At 70.0% G+C, this 22,589-nt stretch carries 21 protein-coding genes and 3 tRNA genes; 8 read left to right on the top strand and 16 right to left on the bottom strand.

Translation table 11 applies throughout. The features are described 5' to 3' along the window. The first annotated feature begins 31 nt into the window (after window positions 1–31). Genes ACIA79_RS24485 through ACIA79_RS24495 form a run of 3 tightly spaced genes read left to right on the top strand, consistent with a single transcriptional unit; the run spans window position 32 to window position 1,423 of the window. Window positions 32–922 (top strand): peptidoglycan-binding protein, encoded by an 891-nt coding sequence (locus tag ACIA79_RS24485; RefSeq protein ID WP_399430463.1) that lies wholly within the window; start codon window positions 32–34, stop codon window positions 920–922. A gap of 14 nt (window positions 923–936) precedes the next feature. Then, complete coding sequence (locus ACIA79_RS24490) at window positions 937–1,173, top strand: hypothetical protein (RefSeq protein ID WP_399430464.1); 237 nt, start codon at window positions 937–939, stop codon at window positions 1,171–1,173. Beyond that, complete coding sequence (locus tag ACIA79_RS24495) at window positions 1,160–1,423, top strand: hypothetical protein (protein ID WP_399430466.1); 264 nt, start codon at window positions 1,160–1,162, stop codon at window positions 1,421–1,423. The genes ACIA79_RS24490 and ACIA79_RS24495 overlap by 14 nt, the downstream gene beginning before the upstream one ends. A gap of 66 nt (window positions 1,424–1,489) precedes the next feature. Here the strand turns inward: ACIA79_RS24495 and ACIA79_RS24500 are convergent, their stop codons facing one another. The 9 genes from ACIA79_RS24500 to ACIA79_RS24540 all read right to left on the bottom strand — a co-directional run bounded on the left by ACIA79_RS24500 (window position 1,490) and on the right by ACIA79_RS24540 (window position 13,903). Next, window positions 1,490–5,404, bottom strand: a complete 3,915-nt coding sequence (locus ACIA79_RS24500; RefSeq protein ID WP_399430467.1) for a DNA-directed RNA polymerase subunit beta' — start codon at window positions 5,402–5,404, stop codon at window positions 1,490–1,492. A 96-nt stretch (window positions 5,405–5,500) separates the two neighbouring features. Next, on the bottom strand, window positions 5,501–8,986 hold the full coding sequence (gene rpoB, locus ACIA79_RS24505) for a DNA-directed RNA polymerase subunit beta (RefSeq protein ID WP_399430468.1): 3,486 nt from the start codon (window positions 8,984–8,986) through the stop codon (window positions 5,501–5,503). A gap of 529 nt (window positions 8,987–9,515) precedes the next feature. Then, entirely contained in the window at window positions 9,516–9,902 is a 387-nt protein-coding gene (gene rplL, locus ACIA79_RS24510) for a 50S ribosomal protein L7/L12 (RefSeq protein WP_399430469.1), read from the bottom strand. A gap of 114 nt (window positions 9,903–10,016) precedes the next feature. Next, window positions 10,017–10,547, bottom strand: a complete 531-nt coding sequence (gene rplJ / locus ACIA79_RS24515) for a 50S ribosomal protein L10 (protein WP_064069963.1) — start codon at window positions 10,545–10,547, stop codon at window positions 10,017–10,019. 559 nt (window positions 10,548–11,106) lie between these two features. Then, on the bottom strand, window positions 11,107–11,829 hold the full coding sequence (rplA, locus tag ACIA79_RS24520; RefSeq protein ID WP_031076597.1) for a 50S ribosomal protein L1: 723 nt from the start codon (window positions 11,827–11,829) through the stop codon (window positions 11,107–11,109). Window positions 11,830–11,909: 80 nt separating this feature from the next. After that, on the bottom strand, window positions 11,910–12,344 hold the full coding sequence (rplK, locus tag ACIA79_RS24525) for a 50S ribosomal protein L11 (RefSeq protein WP_031076594.1): 435 nt from the start codon (window positions 12,342–12,344) through the stop codon (window positions 11,910–11,912). Between the two features lie 161 nt (window positions 12,345–12,505). After that, entirely contained in the window at window positions 12,506–13,372 is an 867-nt protein-coding gene (gene nusG / locus ACIA79_RS24530; RefSeq protein WP_399430470.1) for a transcription termination/antitermination protein NusG, read from the bottom strand. Window positions 13,373–13,449: 77 nt separating this feature from the next. After that, complete coding sequence (secE, locus tag ACIA79_RS24535) at window positions 13,450–13,728, bottom strand: preprotein translocase subunit SecE (RefSeq protein WP_031076590.1); 279 nt, start codon at window positions 13,726–13,728, stop codon at window positions 13,450–13,452. Window positions 13,729–13,830: 102 nt separating this feature from the next. Next, window positions 13,831–13,903, bottom strand: a tRNA-Trp gene (locus tag ACIA79_RS24540). 228 nt (window positions 13,904–14,131) lie between these two features. On the opposite strand from ACIA79_RS24540, the gene ACIA79_RS24545 reads away from it, so the two are divergent. Together ACIA79_RS24545 and ACIA79_RS24550 are read left to right on the top strand one after the other, a co-directional pair. Next, the gene (locus tag ACIA79_RS24545) at window positions 14,132–15,358 is read left to right on the top strand and encodes a pyridoxal phosphate-dependent aminotransferase (protein ID WP_399430471.1); all 1,227 of its coding nucleotides are present in this window, start codon (window positions 14,132–14,134) and stop codon (window positions 15,356–15,358) included. A 136-nt stretch (window positions 15,359–15,494) separates the two neighbouring features. Continuing rightward, the gene (locus ACIA79_RS24550) at window positions 15,495–16,526 is read left to right on the top strand and encodes an adenosine deaminase (RefSeq protein WP_399430472.1); all 1,032 of its coding nucleotides are present in this window, start codon (window positions 15,495–15,497) and stop codon (window positions 16,524–16,526) included. On the opposite strand, the gene ACIA79_RS24555 is transcribed toward ACIA79_RS24550, so the two are convergent. From ACIA79_RS24555 to ACIA79_RS24585, 7 genes are all read right to left on the bottom strand, one after another. Next, complete coding sequence (locus ACIA79_RS24555; protein ID WP_399430473.1) at window positions 16,468–17,217, bottom strand: hypothetical protein; 750 nt, start codon at window positions 17,215–17,217, stop codon at window positions 16,468–16,470. The genes ACIA79_RS24550 and ACIA79_RS24555 overlap by 59 nt on opposite strands. A gap of 34 nt (window positions 17,218–17,251) precedes the next feature. Beyond that, a complete protein-coding gene (locus tag ACIA79_RS24560; RefSeq protein ID WP_399430474.1) occupies window positions 17,252–18,307 on the bottom strand; it encodes a UDP-N-acetylmuramate dehydrogenase in 1,056 nt (351 codons plus the stop codon). Between the two features lie 144 nt (window positions 18,308–18,451). Further along, window positions 18,452–18,880, bottom strand: a complete 429-nt coding sequence (locus ACIA79_RS24565; RefSeq protein WP_031076580.1) for a MaoC family dehydratase — start codon at window positions 18,878–18,880, stop codon at window positions 18,452–18,454. 4 nt (window positions 18,881–18,884) lie between these two features. After that, window positions 18,885–19,337 carry a MaoC family dehydratase N-terminal domain-containing protein gene (locus ACIA79_RS24570; RefSeq protein WP_399430475.1) on the bottom strand — a complete coding sequence of 151 codons (453 nt, stop codon included), beginning with the start codon at window positions 19,335–19,337 and terminating at the stop codon, window positions 18,885–18,887. An 86-nt stretch (window positions 19,338–19,423) separates the two neighbouring features. After that, window positions 19,424–19,588 (bottom strand): 50S ribosomal protein L33, encoded by a 165-nt coding sequence (gene rpmG, locus ACIA79_RS24575; RefSeq protein WP_003948671.1) that lies wholly within the window; start codon window positions 19,586–19,588, stop codon window positions 19,424–19,426. A gap of 92 nt (window positions 19,589–19,680) precedes the next feature. Beyond that, window positions 19,681–19,753: transfer RNA gene (locus ACIA79_RS24580), tRNA-Met, on the bottom strand. A 48-nt stretch (window positions 19,754–19,801) separates the two neighbouring features. Next, window positions 19,802–19,874 (bottom strand) — tRNA-Thr (locus ACIA79_RS24585). 213 nt (window positions 19,875–20,087) lie between these two features. On the opposite strand from ACIA79_RS24585, the gene ACIA79_RS24590 reads away from it, so the two are divergent. The 3 genes from ACIA79_RS24590 (at window position 20,088) to ACIA79_RS24600 (ending at window position 22,542) form a co-directional block, all read left to right on the top strand. After that, window positions 20,088–21,320, top strand: coding sequence for an amidohydrolase family protein (locus ACIA79_RS24590; RefSeq protein WP_399430476.1), 1,233 nt, complete (start codon window positions 20,088–20,090; stop codon window positions 21,318–21,320). A 68-nt stretch (window positions 21,321–21,388) separates the two neighbouring features. Next, window positions 21,389–22,045: an SDR family oxidoreductase gene (locus ACIA79_RS24595; RefSeq protein ID WP_399430477.1), complete on the top strand. Its 657-nt coding sequence runs from the start codon at window positions 21,389–21,391 to the stop codon at window positions 22,043–22,045. Then, window positions 22,042–22,542, top strand: a complete 501-nt coding sequence (locus ACIA79_RS24600; RefSeq protein ID WP_399430478.1) for a GyrI-like domain-containing protein — start codon at window positions 22,042–22,044, stop codon at window positions 22,540–22,542. Before ACIA79_RS24595 ends, ACIA79_RS24600 begins: the two co-directional genes overlap by 4 nt. Window positions 22,543–22,589: the final 47 nt, after the last annotated feature.

Raw genomic sequence — 22,589 nt, forward strand, 5'->3', positions numbered from 1 at the left:
GAACGCCCCCGCCACGACGAGGAGACTCACGATGGCAGCTCCCCTCACCCCCGACCGGCTCCTCGCCGCCCTGCGCGCCGAGGGAGTGCGCGTCGTCGAACACCCCGGCTGGCGCACGCGCAACCGCAACCACAAGGGCGCCTGGGGCCCGGTGCACGGCGTGATCGTGCACCACACCGTCTCCAGCGGCTCCGCCGCCTCCGTCGCCCTGTGCCGCGACGGCTACGCCGCCCTGCCCGGCCCCCTGTGCCAGGCCGTCATCGACAAGGAGGGCCGGGTCCACCTGATCGCCAACGGCCGCGCCAACCACGCCGGGTCGGGCGACGGCGACGTGCTGCGCGCGGTCAGGGCGGAGACCGCCCCGCCCCGCCCGGACGCCCAGGACACCGACGGCAACGCCCACTTCTACGGCTTCGAGTGCGTCAACCTCGGCGACGGCAAGGACCCCTGGCCGGCCGCCCAGCTGGACGCGATCGAACGGGCCGCCGCCGCGCTCTGCCGGGCCCACGGCTGGACGGCGGCCTCCGTGATCGGCCACAAGGAGTGGACCGCCACCAAGAGCGACCCGCGCGGCTTCGAGATGGGCGGCATGCGCTCCCGCGTCGCGGCCCGGCTCACCGCGCCCGCCCGGCCGGACCGCCCGGCCGCCCCCGGCGCCCCGGCCGGCCCCCGCCACCACCCCTTCCCCGGCTCCTCCTTCTTCACCTCCGCCACCAGCTCCCCGGTCATCACCGCCATGGGCCGCCGGCTGGTCGCCGAGGGCTGCTCGGCCTACGAGGTCGGCCCCGGCCCCCGCTGGTCCGAGGCCGACCGGCGCAGCTACGCCCGGTGGCAGCGCAAGCTCGGCTTCTCCGGCTCCGACGCGGACGGCGTGCCGGGCCGCACCTCCTGGAACGCCCTGAAAGTCCCCTACACCCGCTGAGGAGTCCGACGATCATGACCGATGCCGCCCAGCGCACGGCCAGAACCATCCTCCAGACCGCCGTCGGCATCGCCGTTGTGCTCCCCGCGATCGTGGACGCGTCCGGTGTCCCGGCCACCCTCCCCTGGGTCGCCGGAGCCCTGGCCGTCGCCGGCGGACTGGCGCGGATCATGGCCCTGGAGGGCGTACAGAGACTGCTGCCGTCCTGGCTGCGCAGTGGATCACCGGGAGCCGCCGATGACCGAGACTGACCGGAACGACCCGGTCACCGTCGCCCTCGAACTGGAACGGCTGCGCGGCACGCTGGAAGCCGGGTTCGCCCGCGCCGACGGCTCGCTTGCCCTGCTCGTCCAGAGGAGCGACCAGACCGACAAGCAGCTCGCCGACCACGAGGCGCGGCTCGACGCGCTGGAGCGCACCCGCTGGCCGCTGGCCAGTGTCACGGCGCTCACCGCCTGCGCCGGCTTCGCCCTCGCCTTCTGGCAGACGGCCGGCAAGTAGGAAACCCGAAGGGCGGCCACCCCGTGCGTACGGGGTGACCGCCCTTCGGTCGATCAAACTGCTCGCTTACTGGTTGTACGGACCGTAGTCGTAGTCCTCCAGCGGAACGGCCTGGCCGGAGCCCGTGCCGAACGGCGAGTAGTCGATGTCGTCGTAGCCGACGGCCGAGTACATCGCGGCCTTGGCCTCCTCGGTCGGCTCGACCCGGATGTTGCGGTAACGGGACAGGCCCGTACCGGCCGGGATGAGCTTACCGATGATGACGTTCTCCTTGAGGCCGATCAGGGAGTCGGACTTGGCGTTGATCGCCGCGTCCGTCAGGACCCTGGTCGTCTCCTGGAAGGAGGCCGCGGACAGCCACGACTCCGTCGCCAGCGACGCCTTGGTGATACCCATCAGCTGCGGACGGCCGGAGGCGGGGTGACCGCCCTCGGTGACCACACGACGGTTCTCCGACTCGAACTTCGACCGCTCGACGAGCTCGCCCGGCAGCAGTTCCGCGTCGCCGGACTCGATGATCGTCACGCGGCGCAGCATCTGCCGGATGATGATCTCGATGTGCTTGTCGTGGATCGACACGCCCTGCGAGTTGTACACCTTCTGGACCTCGCCGACCAGGTGGACCTGGACGGCACGCTGACCCAGGATGCGCAGCACGTCGTGCGGGTTGGTGGCACCCGCGGTGAGCTTCTGGCCCACCTCGACGTGGTCGCCCTCGCCGACCAGGACCTTGGCGCGCTTCGAGATCGGGTAGGCCGTCTCGTCGCTGCCGTCGTCCGGGGTGACGATGATCTTCTTCGTCTTCTCGGTCTCCTCGATCCGCACGCGGCCGGAGGCCTCGGAGATCGGGGCGACACCCTTCGGGGTACGGGCCTCGAAGAGCTCGACGACACGGGGCAGACCCTGGGTGATGTCGTCACCGGCCACACCACCGGTGTGGAAGGTACGCATCGTCAGCTGGGTACCGGGCTCACCGATGGACTGGGCGGCGATGATGCCGACCGCCTCACCGATGTCGACCAGCTTGCCGGTGGCGAGCGAACGGCCGTAGCAGTACGCACACGTGCCGACCGCCGACTCACAGGTCAGGACCGAGCGGGTCTTGACCTCCTCGACGCCCGCGGCGACGAGCTGGTCGATGAGCACGTCACCCAGGTCGACGTTGGCCGGCGCGATGACCTTGCCGTCCACGACGACGTCCTCGGCGAGCATCCGCGCGTACACGGAGGTCTCGACGTCGTCCGCCTTGCGGAGCACGCCCGTCTCGTCCTTCGCCGCGATCCGCAGCTTCAGACCGCGCTCGGTGCCGCAGTCCTCCTCGCGGATGATGACGTCCTGCGAGACGTCCACCAGACGACGGGTGAGGTAACCCGAGTCGGCGGTACGCAGAGCGGTGTCCGCCAGACCCTTACGGGCACCGTGCGTGGAGATGAAGTACTCCAACACGGACAGGCCCTCACGGAAGGACGCCTTGATCGGACGCGGAATGGTCTCGTTCTTGGCGTTCGACACCAGACCACGCATACCCGCGATCTGACGCATCTGCATCATGTTTCCGCGAGCACCCGAGTTGACCATCATGAAGATGGGGTTGGTCTTCGGGAAGTTGTCGTTCATCGCCTCGGCGACCTCGTTGGTCGCCTTGGTCCAGATCGCGATGAGCTCCTGCGTGCGCTCGTCCTTGGTGATCAGACCGCGCTCGTACTGCTTCTGGACCTTCTCGTCCTGCGCCTCGTAGCCCGCGACGATCTCCTTCTTCGCCTCGGGAACGACGACGTCGGAGATGGCCACGGTGACACCGGAACGGGTCGCCCAGTAGAAGCCGGCCGCCTTCAGGTTGTCGAGCGTCGCCGCCACGATGACCTTGGGGTAGCGCTCGGCGAGGTCGTTGACGATCTCGGAGAGCTGCTTCTTGCCGACGGTGTAGTCGACGAACGGGTAGTCCTCGGGCAGCAGCTCGTTGAAGAGCGCGCGGCCCAGGGTCGTCCGCAGACGGAACGAGTCACCCTGCTGCCAGGCACCGGCGCCGACGGAGTCGTCGCCGTCCTCCTCCACCGGCGGGGTCCAGCCACGCGGCGGGACGGTGCCGATCGGGAAGCGGATGTCGACCTTCGCCTGGAGCGAGAGCTCCCGGGCGTCGAAGGCCATGATCGCCTCGGCGGTGGAGTTGAACGCACGGCCCTCGCCGCGCACCTCGCGCTCCTCCTCGTCCGTGGTGAGGAAGAAGAGGCCCAGCACCATGTCCTGGGTCGGCATGGTGACGGGACGGCCGTCGGCCGGCTTGAGGATGTTGTTCGAGGACAGCATCAGGATGCGGGCCTCGGCCTGCGCCTCCGCGGACAGCGGCAGGTGCACGGCCATCTGGTCACCGTCGAAGTCCGCGTTGAACGCGGTGCAGACGAGCGGGTGGATCTGGATGGCCTTGCCCTCGACCAGCTGCGGCTCGAAGGCCTGGATGCCGAGGCGGTGCAGCGTGGGCGCACGGTTCAGCAGCACCGGGTGCTCGGCGATGACCTCTTCGAGGACGTCGTACACGACGGTGCGGCCGCGCTCGACCATGCGCTTGGCCGACTTGATGTTCTGCGCGTGGTTCAGGTCGACCAGGCGCTTCATCACGAACGGCTTGAAGAGCTCCAGCGCCATGGCCTTGGGCAGACCGCACTGGTGCAGCTTCAGCTGCGGGCCGACGACGATGACGGAACGCGCCGAGTAGTCGACTCGCTTGCCGAGCAGGTTCTGGCGGAAGCGGCCCTGCTTGCCCTTCAGCATGTCGCTGAGGGACTTCAGCGGGCGGTTGCCGGGACCGGTGACCGGGCGACCACGGCGGCCGTTGTCGAACAGCGCGTCGACGGCCTCCTGCAGCATCCGCTTCTCGTTGTTCACGATGATCTCGGGGGCACCGAGGTCGAGGAGACGCTTGAGGCGGTTGTTGCGGTTGATCACACGGCGGTACAGGTCGTTCAGGTCGGAGGTCGCGAAGCGGCCACCGTCCAGCTGCACCATCGGACGCAGGTCCGGCGGGATGACCGGCACGCAGTCGAGCACCATGCCCTTGGGGCTGTTGCTGGTCTGCAGGAACGCGGAGACGACCTTCAGGCGCTTGAGCGCACGGGTCTTCTTCTGGCCCTTGCCGGTACGGATGATCTCGCGGAGACGCTCGGCCTCCTCCTCCAGGTCGAAGGACTCCAGGCGCTTCTGCAGCGCCGCGGCACCCATCGAACCGTCGAAGTACGTGCCGAAGCGGTCACGCAGCTCGCGGTAGAGCAGCTCGTCGCCCTCGAGGTCCTGGACCTTGAGGTTCTTGAAGCGGTTCCACACCTCGTCGAGACGGTCGATCTCGCGCTGGGCGCGGTCGCGCAGCTGCTTCATCTCGCGCTCGGCGCCCTCGCGCACCTTGCGGCGCACGTCGGCCTTGGCACCCTCGGCCTCCAGCTCGGCGAGGTCGCCCTCGAGCTTCTTGGCGCGGGCCTCCAGGTCGGCGTCGCGGCGCTGCTCGATCTGCTGGCGCTCGACGGAGACGTGGGCCTCCAGCGAGGGCAGGTCGCGCGTGCGGCGCTCCTCGTCGACGTACGTGATCATGTACGCCGCGAAGTAGATGACCTTCTCGAGGTCCTTCGGGGCGAGGTCCAGCAGGTAGCCCAGCCGGGACGGGACGCCCTTGAAGTACCAGATGTGGGTGACGGGAGCGGCCAGCTCGATGTGGCCCATCCGCTCACGGCGCACCTTGGCGCGGGTGACCTCGACGCCACACCGCTCACAGATGATGCCCTTGAAGCGGACACGCTTGTACTTGCCGCAGTAGCACTCCCAGTCCCGGGTCGGACCGAAGATCTTCTCGCAGAAGAGTCCGTCCTTTTCGGGCTTCAGGGTGCGGTAGTTGATGGTCTCCGGCTTCTTGACCTCGCCGTGGGACCACTGACGGATGTCGTCCGCGGTGGCCAGGCCGATCCGCAGCTCGTCGAAGAAGTTGACGTCGAGCACTATGCGTCAATCCCTCTCAGGGTTTGAGTCTCAATCATGGTCTGTACGGGTCCGGGGCAGGGCCGGGGCCTCACGGGGAGGCCCCGACCAGACCCGTCAGACCTCTTCGACGCTGCTCGGCTCGCGCCGGGACAGGTCGATACCGAGCTCCTCCGCAGCGCGGAAGACGTCCTCGTCGGTGTCGCGCATCTCGATGGACATGCCGTCCGAGGACAGCACCTCCACGTTGAGGCACAGGGACTGCATCTCCTTGATGAGCACCTTGAAGGACTCGGGGATGCCGGGCTCGGGGATGTTCTCGCCCTTGACGATGGCCTCGTAGACCTTCACGCGGCCGGTGACGTCGTCGGACTTGATCGTCAGCAGCTCCTGGAGGGCGTACGCGGCGCCGTAAGCCTCCAGCGCCCACACCTCCATCTCACCGAAGCGCTGGCCACCGAACTGAGCCTTACCACCCAGGGGCTGCTGGGTGATCATCGAGTACGGACCGGTCGAGCGGGCGTGCAGCTTGTCGTCGACCAGGTGGTGGAGCTTGAGGATGTACATGTACCCGACCGAGATCGGGTCCGGGAACGGCTCGCCGGAGCGGCCGTCGAACAGCCGGGCCTTGCCGGACGGGAGCACCATGCGCTCGCCGTCGCGGTTCGGGATGGTGTGCTGCAGCAGACCGGCCAGCTCGTCCTCACGCGCACCGTCGAAGACGGGGGTGGCGACGTTGGTGCCGGGCTCGACCTGGTCGGCGCCGATGGCCTGCAGGCGCTGCGCCCACTCGTCCGCGAGGCCGGAGACGTCCCAGCCGCGGCTGGCGAGCCAGCCGAGGTGGATCTCCAGGACCTGTCCCGGGTTCATTCGGGACGGGACACCCAGCGGGTTGAGGATGATGTCGACCGGGGTGCCGTCCTCCAGGAACGGCATGTCCTCGATCGGCAGGATCTTGGAGATGACGCCCTTGTTGCCATGGCGGCCGGCGAGCTTGTCACCGTCGGTGATCTTGCGCTTCTGCGCGACGTACACGCGCACCAGCTGGTTCACACCGGGGGGAAGCTCGTCGCCCTCCTCGCGGTCGAAGACGCGCACGCCGATGACCTTGCCGGTCTCGCCGTGCGGCACCTTCAGCGAGGTGTCACGGACCTCACGGGCCTTCTCACCGAAGATCGCGCGGAGCAGGCGCTCCTCCGGGGTCAGCTCGGTCTCACCCTTCGGGGTGACCTTGCCGACGAGGATGTCGCCGGCGACGACCTCGGCACCGATGCGGATGATGCCGCGCTCGTCGAGGTCGGCGAGGACCTCCTCGGAGACGTTCGGGATGTCCCGGGTGATCTCCTCCGGGCCGAGCTTGGTGTCACGGGCGTCGACCTCGTGCTCCTCGATGTGGATCGAGGAGAGGACGTCGTCCTGCACGAGGCGCTGCGACAGGATGATCGCGTCCTCGTAGTTGTGACCCTCCCACGGCATGAACGCCACGAGCAGGTTCTTGCCCAGCGCCATCTCGCCGTTCTCGGTGGCCGGACCGTCGGCGAGGACCTGGCCCTCGACGACCCGGTCGCCCTCGGAGACGACGACCTTCTGGTTGACCGAGGTGCCCTGGTTGGAGCGGGCGAACTTGGCCAGGCGGTACGTGATGTACGTGCCGTCGTCGTTGGCGACGGTGATGTAGTCCGCGGAGAGCTCCTGGATCACACCGTCCTTCTCCGCCTTGACGACGTCGCCGGCGTCGGTGGCGCAGCGGTACTCCATGCCGGTGCCGACGAGCGGGGCCTCCGCCTTGATCAGCGGAACGGCCTGGCGCATCATGTTCGCGCCCATGAGGGCACGGTTGGCGTCGTCGTGCTCGAGGAACGGGATCATGGCGGTCGCGACCGACACCATCTGGCGCGGCGAGACGTCCATGTAGTCCACGTCGTCGGGCGCGACGTAGTCGACCTCACCACCACGGCGGCGGACCAGGACGCGGCTCTCGGCGAACCGGAGCTCATCGGTCAGCGGCGCGTTGGCCTGGGCGATGACGAAGCGGTCCTCCTCGTCGGCGGTCAGGTAGTCCACCTCGTCGGTGACCTGGCCGTCGACGACCTTGCGGTACGGCGTCTCGACGAAGCCGAACGCGTTGACGCGGCCGTACGAGGCGAGCGAACCGATCAGACCGATGTTCGGGCCTTCGGGGGTCTCGATCGGGCACATGCGTCCGTAGTGGGACGGGTGCACGTCACGGACCTCGAAGCCGGCCCGCTCACGGGACAGACCACCCGGACCGAGCGCGGACAGACGACGCTTGTGCGTCAGCCCGGACAGCGGGTTGTTCTGGTCCATGAACTGCGACAGCTGGCTGGTGCCGAAGAACTCCTTGATGGAGGCGACGACCGGCCGGATGTTGATCAGGGTCTGCGGCGTGATCGCCTCGACGTCCTGGGTGGTCATGCGCTCGCGGACGACGCGCTCCATACGAGCCAGACCCGTGCGGACCTGGTTCTGGATGAGCTCGCCGACGTTGCGCAGACGACGGTTGCCGAAGTGGTCGATGTCGTCGGTCTCGACGACGATCGTGGACCCGTTCTCACCGACGGTCTCGGTCTCGCCCGCGTGGAGCTTCACCAGGTACTTGATCGTCGCGATCACGTCGTCGACGGTCAGGACCCCGGCGTCCAGCGGCTCGTCCGCACCGAGCTTCTTGTTGACCTTGTAGCGGCCGACCTTGGCCAGGTCGTAACGCTTCGGGTTGAAGTAGAGGTTCTCCAGAAGCGTCTGGGCGGCCTCGCGCGTCGGCGGCTCGCCCGGGCGCAGCTTGCGGTAGATGTCGAGCAGCGCGTCGTCCTGGCCCTGGGTGTGGTCCTTCTCCAGGGTGGCGCGCATGGACTCGTACTCGCCGAACTCCTGCAGGATCTGCTCGGTGGTCCAGCCGAGCGCCTTGAGGAGGACGGTCACGGACTGCTTGCGCTTGCGGTCGATGCGGACACCGACCATGTCACGCTTGTCGATCTCCATCTCCAGCCAGGCACCCCGGGAAGGGATGATCTTGGCGGAGAAGATGTCCTTGTCGGACGTCTTGTCGATGGAGGAGTCGAAGTACACACCCGGCGAGCGGACGAGCTGCGACACCACGACACGCTCGGTGCCGTTGATGACGAAGGTGCCCTTGTTGGTCATGAGCGGGAAGTCGCCCATGAAGACCGTCTGGGACTTGATCTCGCCGGTCTCGTTGTTGGTGAACTCCGCCGTGACGAAGAGCGGCGCGGCGTACGTGAAGTCGCGCTCCTTGCACTCGTCGATGGAGTTCTTCGGAGGCTCGAAGCGGTGGTCGCGGAAAGTCAGCGACATCGACCCGGAGAAGTCCTCGATCGGCGAGATCTCCTCGAAGATCTCCTCCAGACCGGACTTGGTGGGGACGTCCTGTCCGGATTCCAGAGCCGCCTCGACACGAGCCTTCCACGCGGCGTTGCCGAGCAGCCAGTCAAAGCTCTCGGTCTGCAGCGCGAGGAGGTTCGGAACCTCGAGGGGCTCCTTGATCTTTGCAAAGGAGATGCGCAGCGGGGCGGTGCTTGCGCCGTTGTTCGTATTCGCGGTCGAGGCGTTGCGCGAGGCGGCCAAGAGGGGGTCCTTCCGAGGGCTCGGACTCACTACGCGCGTACCGGTCCCTCGCGGTGCACGGAGACAGACGTTCCCGATTCGGCCAAAAAGCCTGGTCAGGGCATTCGGTCAACTGTGCTCTCGCGAGAGTATGCCCCTGGTGACGGGCAGGAGGCAGCTAACAGGCAGCGCAAAGGGTCAGTGTAGCCACTTGGCCCACTGATGTCCAGGGCGAGCAATTCGCGACCCTCGTTGTTCTCAACTCCCGCTGACACCTCGCGCTGTCGGCGCACATCGATACTGCCCGTTCGTCCGTCGATCCATGCCTCGGATCCGGATCGTTGTGACGACGCGTCCTGAGAATCGCGCGCTGCGTGCGGTTCGTCAAGGCCCCCGGTCGAGCGGGGCGCACGGCGAAGATCACCATACTCCGCGTGGAGCTCAGCGCAAGGCAGGCGTCCCGGAGACGCCGAAGGGCGACCACCCGCTTGGGTGATCGCCCTTCGAAACGCCCTGACGGGCGCTGAGGTGAGTCAGGAGACTCGGAGGGTCACTTGACCTCGACGGAGGCGCCGGCGGCCTTGAGGGACTCGGCAGCCTTGTCCGCGGCCTCCTTGTTGACCTTCTCGAGGACCGGCTTCGGGGTGCCGTCGACGAGGTCCTTGGCCTCCTTCAGGCCCAGGGAGGTCAGCTCACGCACGACCTTGATGACCTGGATCTTCTTCTCGCCGGCGCCGGTGAGGATGACGTCGAACTCGTCCTTCTCCTCGACGGCCTCGGCGGCGGCGCCACCAGCGCCACCGGCGGCGGCAACGGCGACCGGGGCGGCGGCGGTGACGTCGAACTTCTCCTCGAACGCCGAAACGAACGCGGCGAGCTCGATGAGGGTCATCTCCTCGAACTGCGCGAGCAGGTCTTCCTGAGACAGCTTCGCCATGATGGCGGTCCTTCCACTAAATCGGCTGGTGCCGGGTGTACATGTGAGGCGGGCGTACGTTGGGCCCGCTGCGACCGTCGCCCCTAGGGGGCCACGATCAATGCGCGAGCCGAATTACTCGGCACCGCCCTGCTCGGCCTGCTTGGCACGGAGCGCGTCCACGGTGCGGACGAGCTTCGAGGGAAGCGCCTGGAAGAGCGCGGCAGCCTGGGACTGCTTGCCCTTCATGGCGCCCGCCAGCTTGGCGAGCAGAACCTCGCGGGACTCGAGGTCCGCAAGCTTCTTGATCTCATCGGCGGACAGCGCCTTGCCGTCAAGGACACCGCCCTTGATGATGAGGTTGGGGTTCTCCTTGGCGAAGTCACGAAGACCCTTCGCCGACGTCACCGGGTCACCGGTGATGAAGGCAACCGCCGTCGGACCAGCGAACTGGTCGTCGAGCGAGGTGATCCCGGCCTCGTTGGCCGCAATCTTGGTCAGCGTGTTCTTCACCACGGCGTACTGGGCGTTCTCACCGAGCGAACGGCGCAGCTGCTTGAGCTGTGCCACGGTGAGACCGCGGTACTCGGTCAGCACGGCGGCGTTCGAGCTGCGGAACTTGTCCGTCAGCTCGGCAACCGCAGCAGACTTGTCGGGCCTCGCCATGAGCCTCGGCCTCCTTCCGGGTGATTCGGACCGCGTGGGCTGAAGGAAGGAGACTGGGCAAAACGAAACGCCCCGGCGCAGGCGCACGGGGCGTGACTCGACCGGGCACGCTCGTCGAGGAGCACATGTCCGGGAGTTACATCCACAGTCACCTGCGCGGGTCGTCCGCAGCTAGCGGATCCTTCGGCCGCCGCGCCCCTCGCGAGGGCACGGCAACGACCAGCGGTCTTTGGCTTCTGTGGAAGAGTACGCGAACGGCACGCCGTCGAGCAAATCGGTCCGGACGGGTGACGCGAGCCGGAGGTCCGGTGGGGGTGCCGGCGCTCCCGTGCCCGTACCGCGAGCCCATGGGGCGCCCGAAGCTCCGTCCCGGACGGTGACCGCCCGTGGCCGCCCGGAGGAAGCCGGGAGCCGCCTCCCGACCCCACGGGCCGCCACAAGCCGGACGCACGCGCTGCCTGCCGGGCCCCCGTGAACGCGAACGGTCCCCGCCGCTCCGGAGAGCTGCGGGGACCGCTTCAGTGCACGTACGCGTCCGCGACCGCGACTGCCGTCAGGATCAGACGGCGGCCGGGTCCTCCTCGACGAGGAGGTTGCGGGTGCGGTTGGCGTCCAGCGGGATGCCGGGGCCCATCGTGGTGGTCAGGGTCGCCTTCTTGATGTAGCGGCCCTTCGCGGCGGACGGCTTCAGACGGAGGATCTCCTCCAGCGCCGCCGCGTAGTTCTCCACCAGCTTGGTCTCGTCGAAGGAGACCTTGCCGATGATGAAGTGCAGGTTCGAGTGCTTGTCGACGCGGAACTCGATCTTGCCGCCCTTGATGTCGGTGACGGCCTTGGCGACGTCCATCGTGACGGTGCCGGTCTTCGGGTTCGGCATCAGACCACGGGGGCCGAGGACGCGGCCGAGGCGGCCGACCTTGCCCATGAGGTCCGGGGTGGCGACGACGGCGTCGAAGTCCAGACGGCCCTTCGCAACCTCGTCGATCAGTTCGTCGGAGCCGACGATGTCGGCGCCCGCGGCTTCCGCGGCCGCAGCACGGTCACCGGTCGCGAAGACCAGGACCCGGGCGGTCTTGCCGGTGCCGTGCGGAAGGTTCACGGTGCCACGGACCATCTGGTCGGCCTTGCGCGGGTCGACGCCCAGGCGGAAGGCGACCTCGACGGTGCCGTCGAACTTGGTGGTGGCGGTGTCCTTGGCGAGACGGACGGCCTCGAGGGGGGCGTAGTTCCGCTCCCGGTCGACCTTGGCGTCCGCGCCGCGGAGTGCCTTGCTGCGCTTCACTGCTTCTCCTGGAGGTGGTTCAGGTGTGGAGTTGTGGTCCGGGCCAGCGCGTGGCCCTCCCACAGGTCAGACGGGGCTGATCAGCCCTCGACCGTGATGCCCATGGAACGGGCGGTGCCGGCGATGATCTTCTCGGCGGCGTCCAGGTCGTTGGCGTTCAGGTCGGGCATCTTGGTCGTGGCGATCTCGCGGACCTGGTCGCGCGTGAGCTTGGCGACCTTCGTCTTGTGCGGCTCGCCGGAGCCCTTGTCCACACCCGCGGCCTTGAGGATCAGCTTGGCGGCCGGCGGGGTCTTGGTCACGAAGGTGAAGGAACGGTCCTCGTAGACCGTGATCTCCACCGGCACGACCATGCCACGCTGCGACTCGGTCGCGGCGTTGTAGGCCTTGCAGAACTCCATGATGTTGACGCCGTGCTGACCCAGCGCGGGGCCGACCGGCGGCGCCGGGTTGGCCGCACCGGCCTGGATCTGGAGCTTGATAAGCCCCGTGACCTTCTTCTTCTTGGGAGGCATTGCTCTCTCCGGGTCCTAGTGAGAGTTTTCCAGCCGACCGTCCGGATCATCCGGATGGAGGCATACCGCACAACGATAACGGGTATGGCTGCGCGGCCAAAAACCGAGCAGGTCAGAGCAGCTGCGACAGCTGATCTGACCTGGCCGGAAACCTGTGGGGGTTAGTTCTTCTGGATCTGGTCGAAGCTCAGCTCGACCGGGGTCTCGCGGCCGAAGATCTCGACGAGGCCCTTGACCTTCTTCGAGTCGGCGTTGATCTCGTTGATGGTGGCCTGCAGCGTGGCGAACGGGCCGTCCGTGACGGTGACCGAGTCGCCGACCTCGAAGTCCAGGACCTGGACCTCGACCTTGCGGGCCGGAGCCGGCTTGCCCTCGGCCTCGGCGGCCTCGCGCGCGGCCTTCTCCTCGGCCTCCGGGGCGAGCATCTTGACGATCTCGTCCAGGGTCAGCGGGTACGGGTCGTAGGCGTTGCCCACGAAGCCGGTGACGCCGGGGGTGTTGCGGACGACGCCCCAGGACTCGTTCGTCAGGTCCATGCGGACGAGCACGTAGCCAGGCAGCTTGTTCTGCTTGACGTTCTTGCGCTCGCCGTTCTTGATCTGGACGATCTCTTCCTCGGGCACCTCGGCCTGGTAGATGAAGTCCTCGACGTTCAGCGAGACCGCACGCTGTTCCAGGTTCGCCTTCACGCGCTTCTCGTAGCCCGCGTAGGTGTGGATCACGTACCACTCGCCGGGCAGGCCGCGCAGCTCCTCGCGCAGGGCGGCGACCGGGTCGGCCGGGGCCTCGGGCTCCGCGGCCTCCTCCTCGGCGGCCTCGGCCTCGACCTCGTCCTCGGCGGTGTCGGCGGCCTCGGCGTCGCCCTCGTCCTCGGCGGCCTCGTCCGCGTCCTCGTCCTCGACGTGGAGCGCGGCTTCCTCAGCCGCCTCGTCGGCAGCGGCGTCCGCAGCTTCCGCCTGGTCCTCGTCGGCCGCCTCGACGATGTCGAGCTCGTCCTGGGCGGACTCGTTCAGGTTCGGGTCAGACACGGTGGCTGCTTCTTCCTGGATACAGATGGGGTGGAACATGCGAAAAGGGGCGCCGGGGTGGGCGCCCTCCGCGGGAATCAGCCGAAGACGTACTTGACTGCTTCCTGGAAGCCGAGGTCGATCACGGTCACGAGACCGATCATGACGACGACGAAGATGATGACGACGGTCGTGTACGTCGACAGCTGGCTGCGCGTGGGCCAGACGACCTTGCGCAGTTCCGCGATGATCTGACGGTAGAAGAGCGCGAGACGGCCCAGCGGGCCCTTCTTTCCGCGCTTACCGCCCTTGCGGTTCTTCTTGCGTGCTTCGTCTTCGGCATCAGGCATGTCGATGGAGCCTACGGCGTCCGTCACGTCTCTCACCTGATTCCGGGTCGGCCGTGCCGCGCCCGGGTGGAGCCGCACGGCGGTGCAATGAAGTACATACCTGCGCACACATCCTGGCGGTGTGTGGAGCAGGGCCGGAGGGACTTGAACCCCCAACCGCCGGTTTTGGAGACCGGTGCTCTACCAATTGAGCTACGACCCTTTGTGGTTCTCCCCCAACCTACCGCATCCATGGAGGTGGTCGGTGAGAGCCAACGAGCAGAGAGTGTACGTGGTCAGCGGCGCCGCGTCGAACAGATAGCCCCGGACACCACCGCGGGACGGCCCGCCGGCCGGCTCCGCGACGCACGGCGGAGCGGCTGACGACCCGTTTGTCCGTCCAGCGAAACCTGTGTGCCGCGCGTCTCCGGGGTCTGGGACGATGGGCCGCATGAGCGCTGCAACCCCTCCCACCGAGCGCCGGGTCTCCGCCCGCATCGGCGCGATCTCCGAGTCCGCGACCCTCGCCGTCGACGCCAAGGCCAAGGCCCTCAAGGCCGCCGGGCGTCCGGTGATCGGCTTCGGCGCGGGTGAGCCCGACTTCCCGACGCCGGACTACATCGTCGAGGCCGCGATCGAGGCCTGCCGGAACCCGAAGTACCACCGCTACACGCCGGCCGGCGGCCTGCCCGAGCTCAAGGCCGCCATCGTCGCCAAGACGCTGCGCGACTCCGGCTACGAGATCGAGGCCTCCCAGGTCCTGGTGACCAACGGCGGCAAGCAGGCGATCTACGAGGCCTTCGCCGCGATCCTGGACCCGGGCGACGAGGTCATCGTCCCCGCCCCGTACTGGACGACCTACCCCGAGTCGATCCGGCTCGCGGGCGGTGTCCCGGTGGAGGTCGTCGCCGACGAGACCACGGGCTACCGGGTGTCGGTGGAGCAGCTGGAGGCGGCCCGCACGGAGCGGACCAAGGTCGTCCTGTTCGTCTCCCCCTCCAACCCGACCGGCGCCGTCTACAGCCAGGCCGACGCCGAGGCGATCGGCCGCTGGGCCGCCGAGCACGGCCTGTGGGTGCTGACCGACGAGATCTACGAGCACCTGGTGTACGGCGACGCCGCCTTCACCTCGCTGCCGGCGCTCCTGCCGGAGCTGCGCGACAAGTGCATCGTCGTCAACGGCGTGGCCAAGACGTACGCCATGACCGGCTGGCGCGTGGGCTGGATCATCGGCCCCAAGGACGTGGTGAAGGCCGCGACGAACCTGCAGTCGCACGCCACGTCGAACGTGTCGAACGTCGCGCAGGCCGCCGCGCTCGCCGCGGTCTCCGGCAGCCTGGACGCGGTGGCGGAGATGCGCACCGCGTTCGACCGGCGCCGCAGGACGATCGTGCGGATGCTCAACGAGATCGACGGCGTCCTCTGCCCGACGCCGGAGGGCGCCTTCTACGCGTACCCGTCGGTGAAGGGGCTGCTCGGCAAGGAGATCCGCGGCAAGCGCCCGCAGACCTCCGTGGAGCTGGCGGCGCTCATCCTGGACGAGGCCGAGGTCGCGGTCGTCCCCGGCGAGGCGTTCGGCACGCCGGGCTACCTGCGCCTGTCGTACGCGCTGGGCGACGAGGACCTGATCGAGGGCGTCTCGCGGATGCAGAAGCTGCTGGCGGAAGCGCGCGACTGACGTACTCGGCGTGAGCGGGCGAGCGGGCCTCCGGCACTGTGCCGGGGGCCCGCTCCTTCGTTCCGGCAAGCACCCGTTCGGTGAAAGGGGCCGAAAGGGGCTGCCGCGCGGACGGGGCATTTGGCAAGATCCCCGGATGGAGCACGTACGAGACCTCCGACAGCTGCCCAAGGCCCATCTGCACCTGCACTTCACCGGGTCGATGCGGCCCGCCACCCTGCTGGAGCTCGCCGACAAGTACGGCGTCCACCTGCCCGATGCGCTGACCGGGGGCGAGCCCCCGAGCCTGCGGGCGACCGACGAGCGGGGCTGGTTCCGTTTCCAGCGGCTGTACGACATCGCCCGTTCCTGCCTGCGCTCCCCCGAGGACATCCGGCGACTGGTGCGGGAGGCGGCCGAGGAGGACGTGCGCGACGGGTCGGGGTGGCTGGAGATCCAGGTCGACCCCACGTCGTACGCGCCGCGGCTGGGCGGGCTCATCCCGGCCCTGGAGATCATCCTGGACGCGGTCGGCGCGGCATCGCGCGAGACCGGTCTGGGGATGCGGGTGGTCGTCGCGGCCAACCGGATGAAGCACCCTCTGGACGCCCGCACCCTGGCCCGGCTCGCCGTCCGGTACGCGGACCGGGGGGTGGTCGGTTTCGGGCTGTCGAACGACGAGCGCCGCGGCATGGCCCGCGACTTCGACCGGGCCTTCGCGATCGCGCGGGAGGGCGGCCTGCTGGCGGCGCCGCACGGCGGCGAGCTGACCGGGCCGGCCTCCGTACGGGACTGCCTGGACGACCTGGGGGCACGGCGCATCGGGCACGGCGTGCGGGCCGCGGAGGACCCGCGGCTGCTGCGGCGGCTGGCCGAGAAGGGCGTGACCTGCGAGGTGTGCCCGGCGTCCAACGTGGCGCTCGGGGTCTACGAGAAGCCGGATCAGGTGCCGTTGCGGACGCTGTACGACGCCGGTGTGCCGATGGCGCTGGGCGCGGACGACCCGCTGCTGTTCGGCTCACGGCTGGCGGAGCAGTACGAGATGGCGCGCGTGCACCACGGTTTCTCGGACGAGGAGCTCGCGGAGCTCGCCCGCCAGTCGGTCCGGGCGTCCGCGGCACCGGAGGACGTCAGGGAGAAGCTGCTGGCGGGTGTCGACGACTGGCTGGCGGCCGGCCCGGGGGCCTGAAGTGCCGGTGGGGCGGCCGTGCCCGGAAGCCGATGTCGAGCTCGGTGCGGCTCCGGGAGCCGTCCGGTGCGAGAAGCGGTGTGAGCGACGCCACCAGGGCGTCCAGGCCCTCGGCCGCCCGCGTGTGGTGCGGCCCGAAGCCCGCGGCGTGCTCCAGCTCGCCGCCTGCGGCGGCGAAGACGTCGCGGGAGCCGAAGAGGAACAGGGTGTGCGCGTGGACGGCCGGGCGCAGCCGGTCGGGTGCGTCGCGGTGCCCGCAGCGCTCCCGCCAGGCGGCCGCGTGGGCGGCCGTGCGCCGCTCGTCGGTGCGGACGGTGAGCGGGGTGCCGTGGACAGACCTGCGGCGCAGTTCCGGCCAGGCGGAGGGGCCCAGGCCCAGGGAGTGGTGCGCCAGGACCAGGTCGACCGGCACGCCGGGGGCGTACGGCCGGGGGACGCTCCGCCGGAGCGGTACGTGGACGACGGTGTGCCGGGAGAACGCGGCGAAGGCGAACAGCGCCGCGAGGCGGGAGAGCCCGTCGTGGTCGCCCACCAGGTATCCCCAGCCCTCCAGGGGGTCGCTGAGGGTGGTGTGCCGCAGGGGCGGCCGCGGGACCACGATCCGGTGCTCGTGGGGACCGGTGCGCGGCCGGTACCGGATCAGCGTCAGTCGTATGGGCGGAGCCTGGCCGCCGGACCGGTGTGCCCGCAACGCAGTTCCGCCGCCGGGCTCGGGGCGGCCCCGGTCAGAGGGAGACGCCGACCGTCACCGGCTCGTTGACGAGGGTGACGCCGAAGGCGTCCCGGACCCCCGCGACGACCTCGCGGGCCAGGGCCAGGAGGTCCTCGGTGGTGGCCTGGCCGCGGTTGGTGAGCGCCAGGGTGTGCTTGGTGGAGATACGGGCGGGTCCGGAGCCGTACCCCTTGGTGAAGCCCGCCTTGTCGATCAGCCAGGCCGCCGAGGTCTTGACCCGCCCGTCGTCGGTGGGCCAGGCGGGCGGGGTGACGTCGGGGCCGAGGCGGTCGTGGACGCGGGCGAGGAAGGTCTCGTACGCGGCCTCGGGGAGGATCGGGTTGGTGAAGAAGGAGCCGGCGGACCAGGTGTCGTGGTCGTCGGGGTCCAGGACCATGCCCTTGCCCGCGCGCAGCCGGAGCACCGTCTCGCGCGCGGTGGCGGCCGGGACGCGGTCGCCGGGCTCGACGCCCAGGGTGCGGGCCGTCTCGGCGTACCGGATCGGGGCGCTCATGCCCTGCGCGTCCTCCAGCCGGAAGCGGACGCGGAGCACCACGAAGCGGTCGGGGTGCGCCTTGAAGCGGCTGTGGCGGTAGGAGAAGTCGCAGGCGGCGTTGGGGAGGGTCACCGTCTCGCCCGCGCGGCGGTCGTACGCGACGACCTCCGTGATGGTCGCCGAGACCTCCTGGCCGTACGCCCCCACGTTCTGGATCGGCGTGGCACCCGCCGAGCCGGGGATGCCGGCGAGGCACTCGATGCCCGCGAGACCCGCTTCGACGGTGCGCGCGACCGCGTCCGACCAGACTTCGCCGGCCGCCAGTTCCAGCCGGGTGCCGTCCAGGGTGAAGCCGCGGGTGGCGATGCGCAGGGCCGTTCCGTCGAAGCCCTTGTCGCCGATGACCAGGTTGGAGCCGCCGCCGATGATCAGCAGCGGGGTCCCGGTGGCGTCGGCCTCGCGCACGGCGGCGACGACCTCGTCGTCGGTCGTGGCCGTGAGCAGCCGGGTGGCGGGACCGCCGAGCCGGAAGGTGGTCAGCGGGGCGAGGGGAGCGTCGTGGAGTTCCTGCACGGGCTCAAGACTACGGGGCGGGTACGACAGCGCCCGCGCCTCGGCCCCGGGTACGGACGGCGGGCCGGTCCCCGGCGGCGGCCGGCCGGCTGTGCGGGGGCGGGGTGCGCCCCGTCCCCGCACAGGTGCCGTGGGGCCGGTCCGTCACGCGAGGCGGACGACGGCCCGGGACATCCCGAGCACCTTCTGTCCGGCGCTCATCGCGGTCAGGTCGACCCGGACCCGGTTGTCGTCCAGCTTGGCGCCCACCTTGGCGCTGACCTCGATCAGCGCGCCCGTGTCGTCGTTCGGGACGACGACCGGCTTGGTGAAGCGCACGCCGTACTCGACGACCGCGCCGGGGTCGCCGGTCCAGTCGGTCACCACCCGGATCGCCTCGGCCATGGTGAACATGCCGTGGGCGATGACGTCCGGCAGGCCGACCCCGACGGCGAACTTCTCGTTCCAGTGGATCGGGTTGAAGTCCCCGGAGGCGCCCGCGTACCGCACCAGCGTCTCGCGGGTGACGGGGAAGCTCTGCGCCGGCAGTTCGGTGCCGACCTCGACGTCGTCGTACGCGATCTTCGCGGTCATCGCCTCACACCTCCTCGGCGGCGCGCGCCACCAGCTTCGTCCAGGCGGTCACGACGTGTTCGCCCGCCGCGTCGTACACCTCGCCCCGGATGTCCAGGATGTCGTTGCCGGCGAGCGACTTGATCGACTCGATGGTCGAGGTGACCGTGAGCCGGTCACCGGCCCGCACGGGACGGCTGTACGCGAACTTCTGGTCCCCGTGCACCACCCGGCTGTAGTCCAGCCCCAGCTGGGGGTCCTCGATGACCCGCTCCGACGCCCTGAACGTGACCGCGAACACGAACGTGGGCGGGGCGATCACATCGGGGTGACCGAGCGCCTCGGCGGCCTCCGTGTCGGTGTACGCGGGATTCGCGTCACCGACCGCCGCGGCGAATTCGCGGATCTTTTCCCGGCCCACCTCGTACGGCGCGGTGGGCGGATAGGTCCGCCCCACGAAGGACTGGTCGAGCGCCATGGACTCGCTACCTCCTGCTGGTTTTTCCTTGTACAACGACGCGAGGCCGCCCCCGGAGTGGGGACGGCCTCGTGTACGAGCCTGATTCAGCGCGTCTCGCGGTGCGCGGTGTGCGCGTTGCAGCGCGGGCAGTGCTTCTTCATCTCAAGACGGTCCGGGTTGTTACGCCGGTTCTTCTTGGTGATGTAGTTCCGCTCCTTGCACTCCACGCAGGCCAGCGTGATCTTCGGGCGGACGTCGGTGGCAGCCACGTGAGTGCTCCTATGACGGACGGATGGACGGGTGAACGCAAAAAGAGTAGCCGATCGAAGGACCGACCCTGCAATCGGCTACTTTCAGTGAGTAGCGGTGACCGGACTTGAACCGGTGACACAGCGATTATGAGCCGCTTGCTCTACCGACTGAGCTACACCGCTGCGATGCCTGGATCACCTCGCCCGGAGGCGAGGATCACCGAACATCAGAGCCCCAATACGGAATCGAACCGTAGACCTTCTCCTTACCATGGAGACGCTCTGCCGACTGAGCTATTGGGGCGAGCGATGAAGACATTACACGGTCGGCCGCCGTTCGCCCAAATCCGATTCCGGATGACGGGGCGCCCCCTGACTCCCCCGTCCCGTACGCCACTCGCGCCCCACGCCGGTACGACTATTGCGCTCCTCCTCGAAGCCCCGTCGCACGGCCCCTAGGCTCGCCTCACGCTGCGTGATCTTGCGCCTCCGCGCCCGAGCCCCCGCCAGGAGCCAGATGTCCTCCGACAGCAAGCAGCCGCACCCACCCGAGGGCACCGCCGCCGACACGACCACGCTGCTGCTGTGCGGCGGGCGCCTCACGGACGGCCGGACCGTCGACGTACGCCTCGGCGGCGGGCGCATCGAGGCCGTCGGCACGGCCGGCAGCCTGCCCGCGCCCGGCGCCCGCGTCGACCTGAGCGGCTACCTCCTGCTCCCCGCGCCCGCCGAGCCCCACGCCCACGCCGACACCGCCCTGAGCGCCGACTGCCCCGGCCCCGTCTCGTACGCCACCGAGGACGTGCAGCGCCGGGCCACCGAGGCCGCGCTGCTCCAGCTCGGCCACGGGGCGACCGCGCTGCGCGCCCATGTGCGCATCGGTGACGTCCAGGGCCTCGGGCCGCTGGAGGCGGTGCTCCAGGCACGCCGCTCGCTGCGCGGACTGGCCGACCTGACCGCGGTGGCCGTGCCGCGGCTGCTGACGGGCGTGGCGGGCGCGGACGGCCTCGCGATGCTGCGCGACGCGGTCAAGATGGGCGCGTGCGTGGTGGGCGGGCGCCCCGACCTGGACCCGGACCCGATCGGGTACGCGGAGGCGGTGCTGGAGGTGGCGGCCGAGCACGGCTGCCCCGTGGACCTGCACACGGACGGGGACGACCCGGCCCGTCTGGCGCGGCTGGCGGCGATGGCGGGCGGACTGCGGCCCGGTGTGGCCATCGGGCCCTGCGGGGCCCTGGGGCGGCTGCCGGCGGACGCGGCGGCCCGGGTGGCGGACCAGCTGGCGGCGGCGGGCGTGACGGTCGTGTGCCTGCCGCAGGGCGGCTGCGCCGGTACCGAGGTGCGCGGCGTCCCTCCCGTACGGCTGCTGCGCGCGGCGGGGGTGCGGATCGCGGCCGGGAGCGGGGCGCTGCGGGACGTGGCCAACCCGGTGGGCCGGGGCGATCCGCTGGAGGCGGCGTACCTGCTGGCCTCGCAGGGCGGGATGGGCGCGGAGGACGCGTACGCGGCGGTGAGCGGGGCCGCGCGGGAGGCGATGGGGCTGCCGGCCGTGCGGGTGGAGGCGGGGTTCCCGGCCGAGTTGCTGGCGGTGCGCGGGGACCGGCTGCCGGGCGTGCTGTCACTGGCGTACAGCCGGATCGTGGTGCACCGGGGGCGGGTGGTGGCGAGGACGAGCGCGGTGCGGGAGTACTGCGACTCGGCGGCGGCGCTCGAACTGCCGCGCCAGGGGCGGCCCGACGCCCGCCCCTGAGCGGCACATGACGCGTTACCCGGGCGGTGCGTGCGCGATTTCGCCGCCGGGGTCGTACGGTCGGGAGCATGCGCATTGTCATCGCTGGAGGACACGGTCAGATCGCCCAGCGGCTGGAGCGGCTGCTCTCGGCCGGCGGGCACGAGGTCGCGGGCGTCATCCGCGACCCGGAACAGGCGGACGCGCTGCGCGCGGCCGGTGCCGAACCGGTCGTCCTGGACCTGGAGTCGGCGACCGTGGAGATGACCGCGGCCGTGCTGCAGGGCGCGGACGTGGCGGTCTTCGCGGCGGGTGCGGGCCCGGGCAGCGGCGTCGAGCGGAAGGACACGGTGGACCGCGGCGCGGCGGTGCTCTTCGCGGACGCGGCGGAGCGGGCGGGGGTACGGCGCTACATCGTCGTCTCGTCGATGGGCGCGGACGCGGACCACCCCGGTGACGAGGTCTTCGACGCGTACCTGCGGGCCAAGGGCGCGGCGGACGACGACGTACGGGCCAGGTCCGGGCTGGACTGGACGATCCTGAAGCCGGGCATGCTGACGAACGACGCCGGGACCGGGCTCGTCCGGCTGGAGGCGTCGACCGGGCGCGGGCCGGTGCCGCGCGACGACGTGGCGGCGGTCCTGGCCGAGCTGGCGGAGACCCCGGCGACCGCGGGCCTGACGCTGGAGCTGGTGAGCGGGTCCGTGCCGGTCTCGGTGGCCGTCAAGGCCGTGGCGGGCGAGTGACGGCCGCCGGGCCCGTGGTGGAGGAGCGGGCGGAGGAGCCGTACGTCTTCATGCGCCGCACCGTGAGGATGGACGGCTTCGCCGAGGTCGCCGACCGGCTGCCCGAGCTGGTGGGATGGCTGGCGGCGCGGGAGATCTCCCTGGCGGGCGCGCCGTTCTTCCGTTACAACTCCCTCGACGCGGCAGGCGAGTCGGAGGTGGAGGCGGGCATTCCGGTGGCCTCGCCGCTGCCGGAGCCGGAGGGCGACATCGGCGTGGCGCTCCTCCCGGCCGGCCGCTACGCGACGCTGCTCCACCGCGGCCACCCGGACGGGCTGGGGGACGCGGCCGGGACCCTGCTGGAGTGGGCGCGCGGGCGCGGTCTGGCATGGGACATGCGGGAGGTGGACGGCGTGGAGCGGTGGGGCTGCCGCATCGAGTCGTACCGCACGGACCCGCGCGTCCAGCCCGACCCGTCGCAGTGGGAGACCCAGCTGGCCTTCCGGCTGGCCGACTGACGCGGGGCGGGCGCGGGGCGGGCGGTCACGAGGGGGCCGGCGCCCGG

It is taken from the genome of Streptomyces sp. NPDC051310 (assembly GCF_044455245.1).
In the GTDB taxonomy this organism is placed as follows: domain Bacteria; phylum Actinomycetota; class Actinomycetes; order Streptomycetales; family Streptomycetaceae; genus Streptomyces.